Source organism: Rubripirellula amarantea, assembly GCF_007859865.1.
Taxonomy (GTDB): Bacteria; Planctomycetota; Planctomycetia; order Pirellulales; family Pirellulaceae; genus Rubripirellula; species Rubripirellula amarantea.
Genome location: NZ_SJPI01000001.1, coordinates 83,505 through 99,780, shown reverse-complemented (window position 1 = coordinate 99,780; position 16,276 = coordinate 83,505). Strand labels below are relative to the sequence as shown.

The window sequence follows — 16,276 nt, the reverse complement described above, 5'->3', positions numbered from 1 at the left end:
AATGAGCCTAAGGAAACCGAACTGACAGTTCCACCGGCCTCCTAACGACTGGCGTCATTCTAGTCTGACCGCTACGGTGCCAACAGCTTTGCGGTCGCAAGTCTCAGCGTTTCTAAACTGGTTGGCGATACTTCCCGGTAGGTCGATGTGCCCGCGTCCGCCACGTTCGTCTTAGCGACGTCGGCATCGAACTTTACGTAAGTGCGTACGAAACGTTGCATCTGATCTCGCGACCATCCGCGTTTCACTTTCAACAAGTTTAAGTATTCGATCAGTTGTTGCGCTTCGCGATAGGCTTTTAAGCGAATTGAGTGTCGGATCGTCGTATTGCCAGACTCGTCCTGGTCAAAAATGAACAGTCCCAACTGGTCGGCTCTTGCCATCGCGTCTCCTGATTTGTTGATTGTTTGCCAAGGAACGACACCGGTAGCACCGTGTTGCCAAGCATCAAGTGCCCACGCAACGGTGTTGCGGTTGGATTGGTGTACATGATTGGTCGTTCCATAAATCCAAGTTTCAACCGAATCGCTTTTCATTCGATCCGTCACGAGACGTCGATAGTTTTGAAAGGCCCATGATGAAACGATCCATAAGTCGGAACGACCGTCCAACTGGCCACGACAAAACTCTGGGCGAGATAGATCAATGCGAAAATCAATCTTGACCGTGTCATTGTTCAGCCGACCTTGGTCGGATAGTTGGCCAAAGTAACCGAGCGCTCGGTAGTCCCAGAAACTGCTCGGCTCATCGAATATCCATGGTGCTTTGGTCGCTTCGTTGAGTGAGCCCTTGTTGTTGAAATAAATTTGGAACCCGGTTTTGGTCCAGTCTTGTTTCGTTGCCAACGTTTCGAAATCACGAAGCATGTTGACAAAGGTTTGCGAGTATTCGGGGTGTTCACTGAATGCTTCAAATGCGTCAGGGTTGCCATTGAAATAGGCGCGACAATTCAGAGGCCAGCTTTCGTGAAACGTTAAGTAGAACCCAGGAGCCGGAATTGGGCCGCGGTGCCCGTCTTGGAATAGTGTTCCGTCCAAGTACGGTCCGAACGCTTCAGCAAAGTCGTCCCAATAGCCATGCGTTGAACCCGGTGGAATATTGTCGTAACGCCGATTGTCCATTCGCTTCCCCGACTTCAATCGCATGTCGAGATTGCTTTTTCTTGCACCCGGTGCAGCGGTGTGATGCGAGTAATGAAGGATGTTGGCGTGGACGCGGTGATCGTAGGCGATGTATTGCAGTTCGTTGTACTGGTCGACCGAGTCGGGCAACCCGTACCCATTCATTTCGCAAGCGAACGAGGCGGTCTTGGGTAGCGCAAAGGGCATCACTTCGATTTCAATAGGAATTTTTCGTCCGTCGGAGATCGTAATTTCACCCAGATGTAATCCGGCGACGCAGTCGAACGGGATGAAGAGATCCGCTACAACGACTTGGTCTTGTTGGGGATGTAGTTCGATCGTGTCATCAAGGGGCAAAAGCGGATCGGGGATCATACGTCCATCCGTTGGCACGTAAACGCTTTGCGATAGATCGATTCGAGCCCTCGCCAACGGTCCGGCCATCGAAACGTCGACACCAACGTGCCCTTGTCCACGCAATAAAACTTGGAACCCAATCACTTCGCCCGCAGCCGCGATCAGGTGGACTTGTTGACCATCGAAGAGTGAATTGTTAATTCGGTAGTCGTCAGGTAGTTCACCGATCGGCTTACCCTCAGCATCAAACTTGTCTGTGATCGGAATCACACCAACACCTTGAACGACTGGTGTCTGCCTTGGTCGCGTCATAACCCGAGGCGTATCAATCGGCAGCGTTTGGAAAATTTGGCTTTGCACTTTGGCCGGCTGTGATCGATGTCCCGTCCGACTCACGGCAACGACACTGATTTCGTGCGTCGAGTCGTCGGTAATTGGTAAAGGCAAATCTCGCAGATGAATGAACTGTTGACTGCCGTGTTCAATCCAAGGAATGTTGTGACGGGCAAGGGGTGTTTGATCGATCGTCACCTCGTAGGCAAAACCATGTTGCGGTGCGACCAGTGAAAACAGTGCTGATTCGCGATCCATCTGCGTGACTTGCAACTGGGAAGGGGGCAAGGGAACAGTTCCATCGTCGTCTTCCACTTCGACCATTAGGTAGGGACGCTTGGCCGATTGCTCGCGCGAGAAAATGGTGGGATTGCGGGTGTAGTCGGCTTCGTGTTCGTGAATGGCTAGGCCATAAGCAGCGTCGATCGCCATCGCATGAACCATATCAACGGGTACATCCCAGTGGTACGACCCGTCAATCAATCTCGTATCGCAGGCATGCACCATCGTGAAGGCATTCCCGCCGATGACCGCTGGCAGTTTTCCGCCCGGGTAACCCCAACCCGTGAAAGGGGCGGCTCCCGAGGTTACACCACAGGAACGTCTTTCATTCCAGGGTGAAGCGATCGTGGATATAGACACGCCTGAGATTTCCTTGGCTCCTTGGCTGCAAACCAATGTCGCTTTCGTCACTCGTCGTCCGCGAATGGCTGATGTGTCAAAGCTCATGACAACAATGTGTTGGTTGCCCTTGATTCGCATTCGACCCTGCGAACCAGCATTTAATTTCCATTCCCCGTCAACCAAAACGACCGAGTTGTCTTGGGTCACTGGCAAGGCAAAAGGGGTAGCCGCGAGGCACTGGGCGGCCAGAGACCAAAGCAATGCAAAGGCGATTTGGCACTTCATAAACGGCGGACTAAAAGCTAGAAGGAGCGGGACTGGTGGAAATCTGAGCCGTCAGCTATTTTCCCACGCAACGGCCAAGCGGATCGTCTGCATAGGGCAGAAATCCTGGCGGTTCATCGCACCACAATCTATCACAGAAGACAATCATGCTCGCGAAAGACATCAAAACCGGCACCGTCGTCGTGCACGAGGGCAACCCCGTGGTGATCAAGGGAATCTCGGTCCAATCTCCCTCGGCCCGCGGAGCCGCTACGTTGTACAAGTTTCGCGCCCGCAATCTGTTGACCAAAAACAAAGTCGACATCACGCTCAAAGGTACCGATAACCTCGACGAAGCTGATTTTTACCTTCGCGAGGTGCAGATGCTTTACACCGACGCGACTCATGTGTTCCTGATGGACAAAGAGGATTTTCAACAATTCGAAATCGCGATCGAAGACGTGGAAGAGGAACTGCCCTATGTCACCGAAGGCTTGGAAGGCATGCGAGCGATGATTTACAACGATGGTTGTGTGGGGCTCGACTTGCCGGCGTCCGTGGAATTGACGATCACTCAATGCGATCCTGGTGTCAAAGGCAACTCGGCAACCTCTCGAACGAAGCCTGCCACCTTGGAAACCGGACTGGTCGTGCATGTTCCTGAGTACATTAAAGAAGGTGAACGGCTGAAGATCGACACTCGCACGGGTGAATTCCTTTCGCGAGCCTAAGCGAGCGAGCCGTAGTGGTCCCTGGTGTCGATCTCGAGTTTTTGAAATCTACTCTCGATCCAAGGTTTGATCTCGGATCATGCCATCAAGCACCAGTCGATTTGCAACCTGGGCCTCGAAGTCATCGGACTCTCTTTGCCCCTAGTTTGCTAAGTCGTCATGTTGGTCGTCGGCTACCGTTTGCCGTTATAACCCGCATCAGCGGTTTGATTGATGTGGGGGAGAGTACCGGAAGGTCCTTCTGCGCGAATTGACTATCGAATTGATGTCACGTGCGCCGATCCAGGAGGCGGGTTCGTTCTGTTGAAGTGCGAACCCGTCACTCGTGTTGATGCCTGGAAAAGACCTATGAGCGTTTCAAACCAAGGAAGTGCCGAACGGCGCCAATCCCAGTCGCCTGGTCGATTTGTCCAGACGGCCCAGTCCGTCCCGTCAGGGCGATCTGCGATGCGACCGCGATCGGGTCAGCAAGGTCGCTTAGTGGGACGTAGTCCCTACGCGACGTCATCGACCGATGAAGCCACCGCCGCAAATGCCGTTACCGCCGACGCGTCGATAAGACAGATGGCCAATTCGGTGGCGAGGTTGATGAGCGAAACGGCGCATGACCTGCGGTCCCCGCTTACCACCATTCGCGAATCAGTGCGTTTGGTGCAGATGGGTGAAATGGGCGGACTGCATCCGGATCAAGAGAGCATGTTAGAAGCGGCGATTGATCAATGCGATTGCATGTCGCAAATGATTGACGAGATGGTCCAACTTGAACGCTTGCGTACGGGTGCTCCGCGTGCGAATCGCGTTTGGATTCCGCTCGACAAGATTCGTAGCGCCGTGGATGAAACACTTCGTCCCTGGACGGTGCCTCGCAACATTGAATTGCTCTGGGATGTGATCGCCGATCCTGCGGTACGTGTTTACGCCGATGCATCGATGATCCGCCGATTGATCGTCAACTTGGTTGTCAACGCAATCCGTGTTTCGCATCAAGGGCAATGTGTCTTGGTGCGTTTCGTTCGATCGCGTGATGGTGAAATGATCGAATGTGGCGTCATCGATCAAGGCCGAGGCATGAGTGCTGCGGAATTGAAGTCATTGGCTTCGGACAATGGACTTGCGTCGCCGTCGGGTGAAGGACTGGGGCTGACTATCTCTCGTCAATTGGCGGCGGTGCATTTTTCGTCGCTTCATTTACGATCTCGTCCCGGCGATGGCACGGAAGTTAGTTTCCAGCTTCCCGCATCGGGGCCACGTTCCGTTGCGTCGGCGTGGGTACGTTGGCGTCTGGGATTGCAGCTCTCGCGAACGAAACCACGCCGCGTCTCGACAAGCGAGGTGGTTGCTGATCATCCTGCGCCTGTGATGCCAGTTCCGCGATCATCGGTTGCATCATCAGGCCACGTGGAACTGAATCACAACGCATCGAAACCTCGCTATCCTGACCAAGTCAGCGCGGTGGTGGTTAGCCTTGGAGCCGCCGTATCGATCGACGCGACGCGGGAATTTCAATCGAGTCTGCAGAGCCAATTGCAGATGTTTGAATTGGCTTACAAGATTGACCAACGACGCTGGGTCGTGTTGCTTGACGCCGACCCTACGGCCGCCGAGGCCAAGATCGTAGCGATCGGTGACGCTATCAACCAAAAAACAGGCGGTGTTCGGACGACGTGGTCACGTCCGCAAGCAATCCGGTTGGACCGACGCCGTGCGGTAGCTCGAATCAGCGATTTGCTTGTAAGAGAAGAGCTTGCTGCTTCGAGATCAAAACGAGTGGTCGATCGAAACGAAGTGCGACTCGGCACGGCACCGATTGCTCACTCGCAAGTCGCTACTGACCGCTTGGATGTTGAAGTTCAGCGTTTGGCAAGTCAAATGCGACTGCAATCGAGTCGCTTGCAAGAGCAAGCCCGAAATGTTCGACACGGCATGCAGTAGAGTGATTGCAACGTCAATCGACGACCATCGCCAGCCTTGTTTGACTCGCGTTGGCCTAGCAAACTCAATGGCCTAGCAAACTCACCTGCTCTGGTAGCAGCGTAAGAAAAGCCGGTGTGAAAACAGCCAAGTGATGACATGGTTCATCATCGAGCACTTAGCAGTTGAGCAGCTCACGTCTTTCACTTCGCCAAGCCCTGCTTTTTGACAAGGCTATGCAAAGTGAGGAAGTGCGAAGTTCGTTCGGCGCGACCAACTAAGGTGCTAGGACGCGGTTGCCTTCTTGCACGTTATCTCGCTGAATCTTGTACATGTCCGAGATATCAGTTGGAATGCGTCGCCGATTGATAATGGATTCTGGTTCAAAGTCATCGGCACGAACGGCTGATCCAAGTGGCGTGGTCAGCGTGTCATCAATCGTCTTGAGGTAGGCTTCGAGTTTCCATGCTGGAATGATCGTGATGCCGTATTCGCCTGCAAGTTCTTTGGCACGACCGAACGCAGCCGCCGCCTCAGCATCATCGCCTTCGAGTGTTGCTGATGACGATACTTCGGGAGCTTCACCAACGACGAGGAAGCGGATGGTCGCGTCGAGTGTCCCGGTGACTTCGCCAGTCGGTGACACTTCTGCGGCTACGACTCCACCAGCAGCCTTGATTTGGCCCTTGATGTCTTCATTATCCGGACGTCCGTCGTTGTTGATGTCGATTTCACCAGCGAGGGCGATCTTGACCCGGCGACCAGGAGCCCAGAATGGTGAGTAAATCTTATCACCCGGAATGATTGGGTTTCTGATTTCGGGCAACGCGACCACACGAGCCAATGCCAAGTGCGGGCCCTGGACCTTGATCACTTGAATACTTGCCTTAAGGTCGGCGTCTTGCAGTCGGGTTTCATCGCCGTCAATCACACCAAAGGTCACGTTGGGACGAAGAGCGTCGGCCGAGCCGAGATTAATGGTGACAAGCTTGCCGCCCGAGTTGACGAACCGAATCAAGCCTTGAGCGGTTTCAAAGCGATCGTTCTGCAGGACGTTGATCTTCTTCTTTTGCGTGTCGATCGTTCCTGAGAGGAGTTCTGTTTTCGCTTCAAGAACCGACTTTTCGTCCGTCGCTTTCTTTCGGAAGCCGTTGAACTCTTGAACAACCTTGCTGAGTTTATCTTTCGTTTCTTCTTTTTCTTGGTTCATCCGAGCGCGGTCTTCGGCAAACGCATCACTAAGCGTGGCAACTTTTTTGTTGGCTTGGTCCGCCTTCTGTTCCGCCAGATCTTTCGACTTCTTGGCGTTGTCAATTTCAGCCTCGGCGTCGACGCGAATTTGAGTCGCCTCTGTGCGAGCCATTGCATACTGCGCGTTGCGGTCACGGATGGCCGTCAACAGGAACTCTGGCAATCGGTGGTAGTTGCGATCTTCCGGCGGCACTTCGGCTCCCAGTACGCTCATGTCGGTAGCGAACTGACTTTCGAGCAATTGCATGTCCGGGTCATCCGACGAGTTGGACTTCATTTCGTCGATCTGGGCCTGGGTAAATGAACCCACGCCAAGCATGGCTTTGAGCCGAGTTAGCTTGCTTTCCATCGCACGAACTTGGCTACTGGTCGTCTGCATGCGGCTGCTGGCTGTTTCAGCCTCGGTCGAGAGCGTGCTGCCCCATCGCCAGAGGAAGAAATTAAGCGCCAACGAGAGCACAAGGAAAATCATGCAGGCAATTAAACTGCCTCGAATGACGGAGTCGTCGCGAGCCACCATGGTCGTTATTTTCGCGGGTTAGAAGAGCGAGAAGGCCGAAATACGCAAATTTGGGCATAGAGACCGCAAACCGGTCGTCAATACACCTTATTTACTGTTTAGGTTCATTCTACCGCCTAAGCCAGGAAAATCTGCGACTCGATGCCGGGATTCCACAGCATTTGCCGGTTATCGGCATCATTCGGTGAATGTGGGGCAATCGACGTGTCGTTGGCAACAGTTCTCGGGCTGACGAAACCTTCCCCCGGATCGTTGGTTAAACTAATCGTTGGTTAAACTAAGAGGATCAACAATCTAGGGTCGGGGAATTTACCTCAGCCCTATCCTACCTCCATCACCCCGTTTTCGCTCGGAATTCAATCCAAAGCCATGATTCGCCGCCGTCACCCGCGAAATCTCTCGCCTGCTAAGTCCATCCGATTGTCCCGCCACGCTTTCACGCTGCTTGAACTACTGCTCGTCTTGGCGATTTTGGTCGTCATCGGCGGTATTGTCACCGTCAACATTGGTGGGGCCAATACCGAGGCGAAGGTCAACGCCACCAAAGCTCAACTCAATAGTCTTAAAAGCAATATTGAGATGTACCAGATTCGAATGAGCGGTCTTCCCGAATCGCTTGAAGCCCTCCGCGACGGGCCAAGCGACGCCGCTAAGAAAGCGAAGTGGGTCGCGCCCATCATCGATACGATTCCGACGGACGCTTGGGAAAACGCCCTTGAGTACAGCGTCAATGGAAACTCGTATGAGATCCGCAGTGGCGGAATCGATGGTCAAGCCAACACGGATGATGACATTGTGGTTGAAGGCTCCTGAGCCACTATGTCCTCGCTTGCTGCTGATCGTTCCCCGCACTTCTCCGAGATGCCGCGGCGCGGATTTACGTTACTCGAATTGCTGCTGACGCTCGCGGTGTTGGCGGCAATTGCTTCGATAGCGATTCCCGGCGCATCGATGCTGCTGGGCGATCGACAACTTGTGCGAGCTGGCAACCAACTGCAAATCGAGATGACTCGCATGCGAGTCGACGCGATGCGGCAAGGTCGTGTGATGATGATCGAGGGGATGATCGATGGAAACAAACTCCGCACACGCCCCTACTTTTCCCAATCAGATGCGACCGAAGGTATCACTTCGGGGGGCACACAAACGAGTCTGTTGACCGGTGCCGACCAGGCAACTGCGGTCGCTATGGTGGTTGACGAAACAGCTACCAAAGAAATCGAGCTCGACGGCGACACGTTAGTCCAGTCCGTTTCGGTCGTGTCGGCGGCTCGCGGTTTTGAAATTGAACAGGCCACGCAGGGGGATCGTGGGGACGGTTGGTCATCACCCATTTTGTTTTACCCCGATGGAACAACGAGCACCGCTGCTATTGTGATCGCGCACTCTACCCTCGGTCGTGTCGTGGTGAAGTTACGAGGCATCACCGGCGATGTCACGGTCAGCGAGGTGGTGCCATGATCATGACACCGAAAGCTCGAAGGTCTGGTTTTTCGCTGCTTGAAATTCTGCTGGCGCTTGCAATCCTGGGTGGCTCGCTCGCGATCTTGAGTCGCATTGTCGAAACCGGCACCAGCGCCGCGATCGAATCTCGCTGTTTGGCTCAGGCTCGCTTGGTTTGCCAATCGAAGCTTTCCGAAGTGCTGCTTGATGCGGCCAGCGGTTTGGATCCTCAAACAGAAATCAGTGTACCTATCGCGTCGTTCGATTCGACTTCGACGACGCCAATGAACTATTCCGTGGAAGTGGCTCAGGGCCCGATGGACGGCATTCTGATCGTTCGCGTCAGCGTTGCGGTTCAAACAGCCGATGGTATCGGCACCTTAGCAAACTACTCGCTGTCTCGATGGATCGTCGATTCGTCACTTGGGCTCGAACAAGCCGAGGCGGACGAAGCTGCGGCGTTGGAAGCTAGTGCTGAAGCGATGCCCGGTGAAGGTGGTGCCCCATTATGAGAAGGCGTTTTAATTTTTCGCCCTTGGCGTTCACCCTGCTCGAAGTCGTGCTCACGCTCGCGATGTCGGTGGTGTTGATGGTCTTGGTGGGCGGTGCCATCCAGTTCTATGGCCGCGATATGGTGATCCGAGATATGGACGTGCGGCAAACTCAATTAGCCGCCTCGCTGATCCAGATGATCGAAGACGACCTGCGGGCGACCATGCACAGCGAGCCAGCCGACATGGAACCACTTGAGACACTGCTTGCGGCCACCGCCGGTCAATCGAGCCAGGGTGGTGAAGAGGATCTTTCGGCCGCGGGCATTGAGAGCGAAGACGACGCGATGATCACCACCGAAGTTTCGAGTAGCGGTTTAGAAACGAGCACGTCAGTGCTTGAGACACCTGGATTGATAGGCAGTCAATTTCAAATTCAGGTGGATTTAAGTCGCTTGCCTCGATTGGAAGAGTACACGCAGATGCTCGATCCGAATGCGGGAAACCTAGACGATGTGCCCAGTGACTTAAAAACGGTCGCCTACTTCGTTCAATCTGCCGGTGCCATTGCTGGCGTCCAAGATCCGTTAAACGATTTGTCGGTCGAAGGCGAAGCGATCAAAACGGACGGTTCAGGCGGACTCGTGCGCCGCTCACTTGACCGAGCCGCGACCGTGTATGCCGCGAACAATGGCTCGCTGTCGTTGCTTAGTGCCTCGGGGGATCTGCTCGCACCAGAGGTGACCTCTATTGAGTTTCAATATTGGGATGGCATCACGTGGTTGCAATCGTGGAGTAGCGATGAATACGGCGAATTACCGATGGCCGTGAAGGTGCAATTAACGATGTCTGATGTTCTGTCCACTGACGAGAACGCGACTCGGGTGTTTTCGCATGTGGTTCGGCTGCCGATGGCTCGGCCAGTCGAAGAAGAGGAAGACGAAGAACTTAGTGAGGCGGGACTATGAAGCGCCGAAATGGGTTTTTCTTGGTCATAGTCTTGATCGTGATCGCTGTCGCGACGATGGCCGTCTATTCGTTCACCGAATTGATGATCGCCCAGGATGATGCAGCGTACCTGGCCGGTGACGTCGTTCAAGCTCGCGTCGCAACCGAATCGGCGGGCGAGGCAATCCGTGTCATGCTGGCTCAACCACCTTCGTCCCGCTTGGACTTTGGCGGAACCTACAACAACGCTCAGATGTTTCAAGCGGTGTCGGTAAACGGTGCGACCGGAACCGACGACTCGTGCAACTTTTCAATCATTGCACCATCCTTAGATGCGAATGGCTCTTATGCCGGAATTCGTTTCGGGTTGCAAAACGAATCCGCGCGGCTGAACGTCAATGCACTTCCGATTCTAGAGAAGAACTCCGAGGCACTAACGCCAGCGTTGTTGCTCGCGGGCGAAGAAGCCAATGAAGTTGATACCGACAACATTGCGGTTTCGCTGCTGATGGCCTTGCCGAGTATGACAACCGAGGTTGCCGAGGCGATTTTGGATTGGGTTGACGAAGACGAAGATACTCGCGATTCGGGTGCTGAGTCTGACTACTACGAAACTTTGACGACGCCTTATTCAGCCGCCAATGGTCCGTTGCGTAGCGTGGATGAATTGTTGCTGGTTCGCGGCGTCACCCCTACGCTGCTTTTCGGCGCTGACATGAACCGCAACGGCGTGCTCGATGCAGATGAACAGCAGCGTTTTGGCGTCACGATTGATACCCCCGGTGCGCTGGGCTGGTCTTCGTATCTGACGGTGCATGGTGCCGAAGCCAGCAAGACCGTGGACGGAAATCCTCGCGTCAACGTCAACGAAAGCGACTTGGAATTGTTGTACGAGAATTTGCAGGCCACCAACCTTGGCGAAATCTACACGACGTTTATCGTCGCCTATCGTATCGCTGGCGTGTCCACTTCTGCGTCTGCCATTGCGTCCGCCGCCGCTGATGCGCCCGAAGAGGATTCTGCGGCGGTGAGCGGTGCTCAAGGACGCGACGGAGGAATCTGGACACCTGATTTGATTGAGCAAATGGATCTGTCGGGTGGTGGTGGCACTGATTTAACTCAGGTTTTGGACCTGATCGATGCCGAGGTTGTCATTGGCGAAGGTGACAGTGCAACCGTTTATCAGTCACCCTTTGCCGGAGATCCGGTGTCCATGTCTGTTTATATGGCGGATTTGATGGACTCAGTGACTACTCAAGACTCGGCGGTGATGCCCGGTCGAATTAACCTGAATGAATGCCCGGCCGAATTGCTCTACGGAATTCCGCTGCTGAGTGAGGAAGCGGTCGCGGCAATCCTTGAACAGCGCGATCCTCTCTCGGATGATCCGGGGCGACGATTCGAAACATGGCCGTTGGCCGAAGGACTGATCACTATTGATGAAATGCGTTCTCTTACGCCGCTGTTGTGCGGTGGAGGTGATGTCTATCGAGCTCAGATCATTGGTTACTTTGATCAGACCGGAGCATCCCATCGAGTGGAAGCCATAGTGGATGCAACGACCGTGAATCCAAAAATCGTATCCTGGCGAGATCTCAGCCACTTGGGCCGAGGTTTCGATCTATCAGTCTTGGGCAGTCGTGCTGCGGCATCCTTGCAATAGCGAAGACGTGACAAAGTCAAAAGAAACAGACAATGAAAAAAATAGCAATCGATTGGGATGAAACCGAACTGCGACTTGTCGTGGGCGATGTCCGTGGTTCGAGTGTGCGCATTACCGATGTTGCCATCATCGCACTGGAAACCGGCGCAATGGCCAAGGATGTTGCCACGGTGTTGCGTGAACATGTTTCGGAAAATGGCCTTCAAAATGTCGAAGCGCTGGTCGCGATCGGTCGAGGCAAGGCCGAACTTCGCGAAATGAAGTTGCCACCGGTGCCCAACGAGGAATTGCCCGACATGGTGCGGTTCCAAGCGATTCGTAGCTTCGCTTCCGCAGGTGATTCCGCGACCGTGGATTTTCTGGTTACCGATCGTACCGACACCAGCATCGAAATGATCGCCGCTGCAATTGGCCCCAACAAGCTGAATGAAATTCGCAAGTGCTGTGAGTCGGCGGGACTGTTACCCAAGCGAATTGCCCTTCGCCCCCTTTCCACCGCCGCACTGTATTTAACTCGCGTGGGCAACGACCCCAAGGCGAATATTGTATTGGTGGACCTGCTTGCAGATGACGCCGAGATTGTAATTGCAAAGAACGGCAAGGTTATCTTTGTTCGAACCGTTCGAATGCCCAAGGGTACCGATGCCAGAAACCGCGCCTTGTCGGGAGAGCTCAAGCGTTCCTTAGTGGCATGCGGTGCCGATGCGCGACCTGACAAAGTTGTCTTGTGGGGCAAACCATCCGTTCACGTCGGCGATCAACAAATTCTTGCCGAGGCCTGCAACGCCACCGTTGAGATCGTTGATCCCTTTGATCTTGTTGATGTCGATAAGAAGACAGCAAAAGAGTTGCCTGACCACGTGGGGCGTCTGGCTCCGTTGGTTGGAATGTTGGCGGCCGATGGAGGTCACCCGGAACGATTAATCGACTTTCTTAATCCACGGCAACGACCCGAGGAGCCGCCGCAGAAATGGAAGAACGCTTTGTTGATAGGCGTTCCTGCTGCCGCCGCGCTATTATTGGCGTATCTGGTTTACAGCAAATTCAGCTCGCTCGATCAGCAAATCGCTGAGCTGAAGTCCACCAACGCCTCCATGAAGTCGAGCGTCGATCAAGCGGTCGAGAGCGTAGGCAAGACAGAACAAATAGATCAGTTTCTAGACGGTAACGTGCAATGGCTAGACGAGTTGAAACGACTGGCCGATCAGATGCCGCCATCGAACGAAATGATAGTGCGTTCAATCTCGGCCACGGCTGACCAACGTGAAGGAGGCGGCAAGTTGCAAGTCACCGGAGCCGTCGTCAGTCCAAGTGTGATTGACGATTTTGAACAGGCCCTTCGCGATGGTGCCCATGAAGTCATTGGTGACGGTGCGAGCGAAGAAAAGAAAGATACAACGTACCGCTGGGGCTTTAGCGAGTCGATCCAAGTCGGTCCCGAATCGCTTCGCAATCAACGTTACGAACGCATTTTGACCGCATTGGCGAAGCAGTCCGAAACTCAATCCGATTCCGACGCGGAGGCAGACTCGGACTCGAAGGCAGATTCCGATTCAGATTCAGGCTCAAACTCAGACTCGAATGCAGACTCGAATGCAGACTCGAAATCCGAAACCACGGCTGATGCAGATCGTGAATCAGAAGTCACACCAACGCAGGAGCAGCAATCATGACTCAGCGTGAACGCTTACTTTCAATGTTGGTTGGCGGCCTCTTAATCGCCGCGGTCGTCTGGTGGGGCATGGGCAAGTATCGCTCGGCGCTGAAACTGCGAACCAATGAGATCACACGTTTGGAGCAGCAACAAACCAAGATCAACGAACAACGCAAACAAGGCGAACTAGCCAATCGTCAAATGGGCGAATACATGGTGCGATCCTTGCCTGGGAATGCCGAAACGGCTCGAAGTCGGTATCAGCAGTGGTTGTTGTCGATCATGGAGAAGAACGAACTAAGCGAACGTAGTGTTGATCCCACTTCATCGCGTTCCATGGGCGGGCTCTATCGCCAGTTTGCCTTTCGTGTCCAAGGCAAAGCACGCACGGACAATTTGGTCGATTTGCTTTACGACTTTTACTCCAAAGACTACTTGCACCGCATTCGAGACTTGTCGATTCGTCCGAGTCGAACAGGTGACTATGTCGTTGAGATGGCGATTGATGCCATCGCTCTGAATGCCGCACCTGCTGATTTACCCGAACCTACTGAAAAATCCTGGCAAGTCGACAAAGACTTGGCGGAGTATCGCGATTCAATTTTGAACCGTAACTTTTTTCAACCGCCTAACCAAGCGCCCGCCTATGCGGGGAGTCCACGAGTCGAAGCGGTTGTGGGCCGCAAGACGACATTGCCGTTGGTGTTCAAAGACCCCGAGGGTCAAAATCTTACGTACAAGATTATTTCTGCACCTGAAGACGTGGTTTCCATCAATGATCGAAATGGAACTCTGGAAATAGACAACGCTGAAAAAGGTTCCTTTGAAGTGCTTGTCAGTGTCTCGGACGATGGTTTGCCTGCTCGATCGACCGAACAAAAGTTGATCGTCAATGTCGTTGATCCTCCTCCGCCACCGAAACCTGAACCACCGAAATTGAAATTCGATGACGCCAAGCAAACGGTTCTGACGGGATTGGTGCAAAGCGGCGACGAATGGCGGGCATGGATGCGAGTGAGAACTCGTGATAAAACGTTGAAGCTTCGTGTTGGCGATTCATTTGAGATCGGCAGCATTAAAGGAACGGTCGTGGATCTAAACGCTCGTTTCGCCAAGATTGAAGTCGACGGACAACAATACGAATTGCGGTCCAATGGAAACTTGTTTGAAGTCACCAAGGCAAAGCCCGAACCTTTGGAAACGCCGGCGACCGAAAGCGAGTCTGCATCCGAACAGGAATCCGACTCCGATGCCTCGACGGCCATTCAGGCTTCACCGTCTGGAAATGGTGAATCACCTGAAGTCACTCCGTAGTCCCAAACCGATTTCTTCATGCCCCCCGGTTCCCGCACCAACGATTGGCAAGCCTTGGTCAAAGATCCCGTCTCTAGTTCCGAGATCAAGTGCCACTCGGTCTCGGTGATCTTCGACGGGGGGATGAAAGCGGTCGATCAGGTCGACCTAACAGCGAAAGCAGGAAATGTGCTTTCGCTCGTTGGTCCGAGTGGATGTGGTAAGACAACCATCCTTCGTCTGATAGCAGGGGTGCAGAGGCCAACTCAAGGAAGCGTGGTGATCGATCCACCGGCAGCGAGTCAAAATGGCGAGGTGGGGTTTGTGTTCCAGCAACCCGCTTTGCTGAAGTGGCGAACGGCGATTGAGAATGTCCTGCTGCCGTTGGAGCTAATGCCGCATTCGATCTCGAAAAGAGATCGAGTTGAACGGGCTGAAGCGATACTCGAACAGGTAGGACTTTCCAACGCAGCGCACCGATTTCCCCACCAGCTTTCCGGGGGAATGCAGATGAGAGTGTCAATTGCCCGAGCCTTAGTGACACGCCCTTGTCTGCTATTACTCGACGAACCGTTCGCGTCGCTCGACGACATGTTGCGAAATCAATTGGGCGAATTGTTCTTGTCGCTTTGGCACTCACAACGTTTTACTGCGGTAATGGTCACGCATAATATCGCGGAAGCCGTGATGTTGTCGCACGAGATTGCCGTGATGCGGACTGGGCGTTTAGAAGTTGTCATTGAGAACGATCTGCCTTGGCCTCGCACGGATCAGTCGCGTCGGTCGCTTGAATTCGGTGCAATGTACGGACGTGTGAGCGACGCGTTGCGAGGAAGCAGTTCATGAGTTCGCAGCCTATGAACTCAAAAGAACGCCGAAACGGTTTGCGTCGCGGATTGGGTAATGTGATTGCCGTGATTAGCGTTGCCGCGGTGGCGTTGCTAGTTTGGGAAGCTGTGGTTTGGTGGTGGGAACTGCCGCGTGCGCTACTGCCAACGCCGAGAGCTTGCGTTGCGGCAGGTATTGAACATCGCGAAGCCTTGTTTCGGGCGATCATCGCTACGGGAATCGCTGCGGTTGCGGGATTGCTGATGGCCACCGTCATAGGTTCAGCGATTTCGTTGGTGTTTAGTCAATCCGAGAGGCTTCGTGCCGCATTCTTTCCTTACGTTGTCCTGTTGCAAACAGTACCGATTGTTGCGATCGCTCCCCTTCTGATCATCTGGAGCGGGTACACATTTCGTACGGTGGTGATCGTCACGGTAATCGTGTGTTTGTTTCCCATTGTCAATAGTGTCACCGCGGGTCTTACTCGCATTGAACGAAGTGCTGGCGAACTGTTCGATCTATATCGTGTTGGACGCCTTCGACGATTGTTGAAGTTGCAGATCCCTTCGGCGATCTCGGATTTGATCGTGGGGGTCAAGACGAGTAGTGGGCTTGCTGTGATTGGTGCAATCGTTGCTGAGTTCTTTGTAGGCAACGGGACTGACTATGACGGATTGGGGACACTAATGACCGGATGGCAGGCAATGGTCAAGACAGATGCATTGATTGCTGCCTTGTTCTTTTCGGCGGTGCTAGGCTTGTCTCTTTTCGGTGCCACTCATTTCATTGGCAAAGTGTTTTTGCGACGATGGACTATCGTTTAGCGAGAGCTAGTCAACTGCCT

13 protein-coding genes are annotated in these 16,276 nt (G+C 53.7%); 11 read left to right on the top strand and 2 right to left on the bottom strand.

What is annotated here, in order from left to right:
* Positions 1-71: 71 nt before the first annotated feature.
* Positions 72-2,720, bottom strand: a complete 2,649-nt coding sequence (locus Pla22_RS00455) for a hypothetical protein (RefSeq protein ID WP_207310276.1) — start codon at positions 2,718-2,720, stop codon at positions 72-74.
* A gap of 146 nt (positions 2,721-2,866) precedes the next feature.
* Here Pla22_RS00455 and Pla22_RS00450 point away from each other — a divergent pair, with 146 nt between their 5' ends.
* Complete coding sequence (locus Pla22_RS00450) at positions 2,867-3,430, top strand: elongation factor P (protein ID WP_146512838.1); 564 nt, start codon at positions 2,867-2,869, stop codon at positions 3,428-3,430.
* Between the two features lie 348 nt (positions 3,431-3,778).
* Entirely contained in the window at positions 3,779-5,362 is a 1,584-nt protein-coding gene (locus Pla22_RS00445; protein WP_165440450.1) for a sensor histidine kinase, read from the top strand.
* Positions 5,363-5,618: 256 nt separating this feature from the next.
* On the opposite strand, the gene Pla22_RS00440 is transcribed toward Pla22_RS00445, so the two are convergent.
* On the bottom strand, positions 5,619-7,112 hold the full coding sequence (locus Pla22_RS00440) for a BAR domain-containing protein (protein WP_146512836.1): 1,494 nt from the start codon (positions 7,110-7,112) through the stop codon (positions 5,619-5,621).
* Positions 7,113-7,481: 369 nt separating this feature from the next.
* Here Pla22_RS00440 and Pla22_RS00435 point away from each other — a divergent pair, with 369 nt between their 5' ends.
* The 9 genes from Pla22_RS00435 to Pla22_RS00395 are packed head-to-tail and all read left to right on the top strand — an operon-like array spanning position 7,482 to position 16,256.
* Positions 7,482-7,925 carry a type II secretion system protein GspG gene (locus Pla22_RS00435; RefSeq protein ID WP_146512835.1) on the top strand — a complete coding sequence of 148 codons (444 nt, stop codon included), beginning with the start codon at positions 7,482-7,484 and terminating at the stop codon, positions 7,923-7,925.
* A 6-nt stretch (positions 7,926-7,931) separates the two neighbouring features.
* Positions 7,932-8,573, top strand: a complete 642-nt coding sequence (locus tag Pla22_RS00430) for a prepilin-type N-terminal cleavage/methylation domain-containing protein (RefSeq protein WP_146512834.1) — start codon at positions 7,932-7,934, stop codon at positions 8,571-8,573.
* A gap of 2 nt (positions 8,574-8,575) precedes the next feature.
* Positions 8,576-9,067: a prepilin-type N-terminal cleavage/methylation domain-containing protein gene (locus Pla22_RS00425; RefSeq protein WP_242631707.1), complete on the top strand. Its 492-nt coding sequence runs from the start codon at positions 8,576-8,578 to the stop codon at positions 9,065-9,067.
* Positions 9,064-10,014, top strand: coding sequence for a prepilin-type cleavage/methylation domain-containing protein (locus Pla22_RS00420; RefSeq protein WP_146512832.1), 951 nt, complete (start codon positions 9,064-9,066; stop codon positions 10,012-10,014). Before Pla22_RS00425 ends, Pla22_RS00420 begins: the two co-directional genes overlap by 4 nt.
* Positions 10,011-11,657, top strand: a complete 1,647-nt coding sequence (locus Pla22_RS00415) for a type II secretion system minor pseudopilin (RefSeq protein ID WP_146512831.1) — start codon at positions 10,011-10,013, stop codon at positions 11,655-11,657. Before Pla22_RS00420 ends, Pla22_RS00415 begins: the two co-directional genes overlap by 4 nt.
* 32 nt (positions 11,658-11,689) lie before the next feature.
* Positions 11,690-13,330, top strand: coding sequence for a type IV pilus biogenesis protein PilM (gene pilM, locus Pla22_RS25820; RefSeq protein WP_146512830.1), 1,641 nt, complete (start codon positions 11,690-11,692; stop codon positions 13,328-13,330).
* Positions 13,327-14,625: a LapA family protein gene (locus tag Pla22_RS00405; protein WP_146512829.1), complete on the top strand. Its 1,299-nt coding sequence runs from the start codon at positions 13,327-13,329 to the stop codon at positions 14,623-14,625. The genes pilM and Pla22_RS00405 overlap by 4 nt, the downstream gene beginning before the upstream one ends.
* Before the next feature lie 18 nt (positions 14,626-14,643).
* Entirely contained in the window at positions 14,644-15,450 is an 807-nt protein-coding gene (locus Pla22_RS00400) for an ABC transporter ATP-binding protein (RefSeq protein WP_146512828.1), read from the top strand.
* Positions 15,447-16,256 (top strand): ABC transporter permease, encoded by an 810-nt coding sequence (locus tag Pla22_RS00395; RefSeq protein WP_242631706.1) that lies wholly within the window; start codon positions 15,447-15,449, stop codon positions 16,254-16,256. The genes Pla22_RS00400 and Pla22_RS00395 overlap by 4 nt, the downstream gene beginning before the upstream one ends.
* The last annotated feature ends 20 nt before the right edge of the window (positions 16,257-16,276 follow it).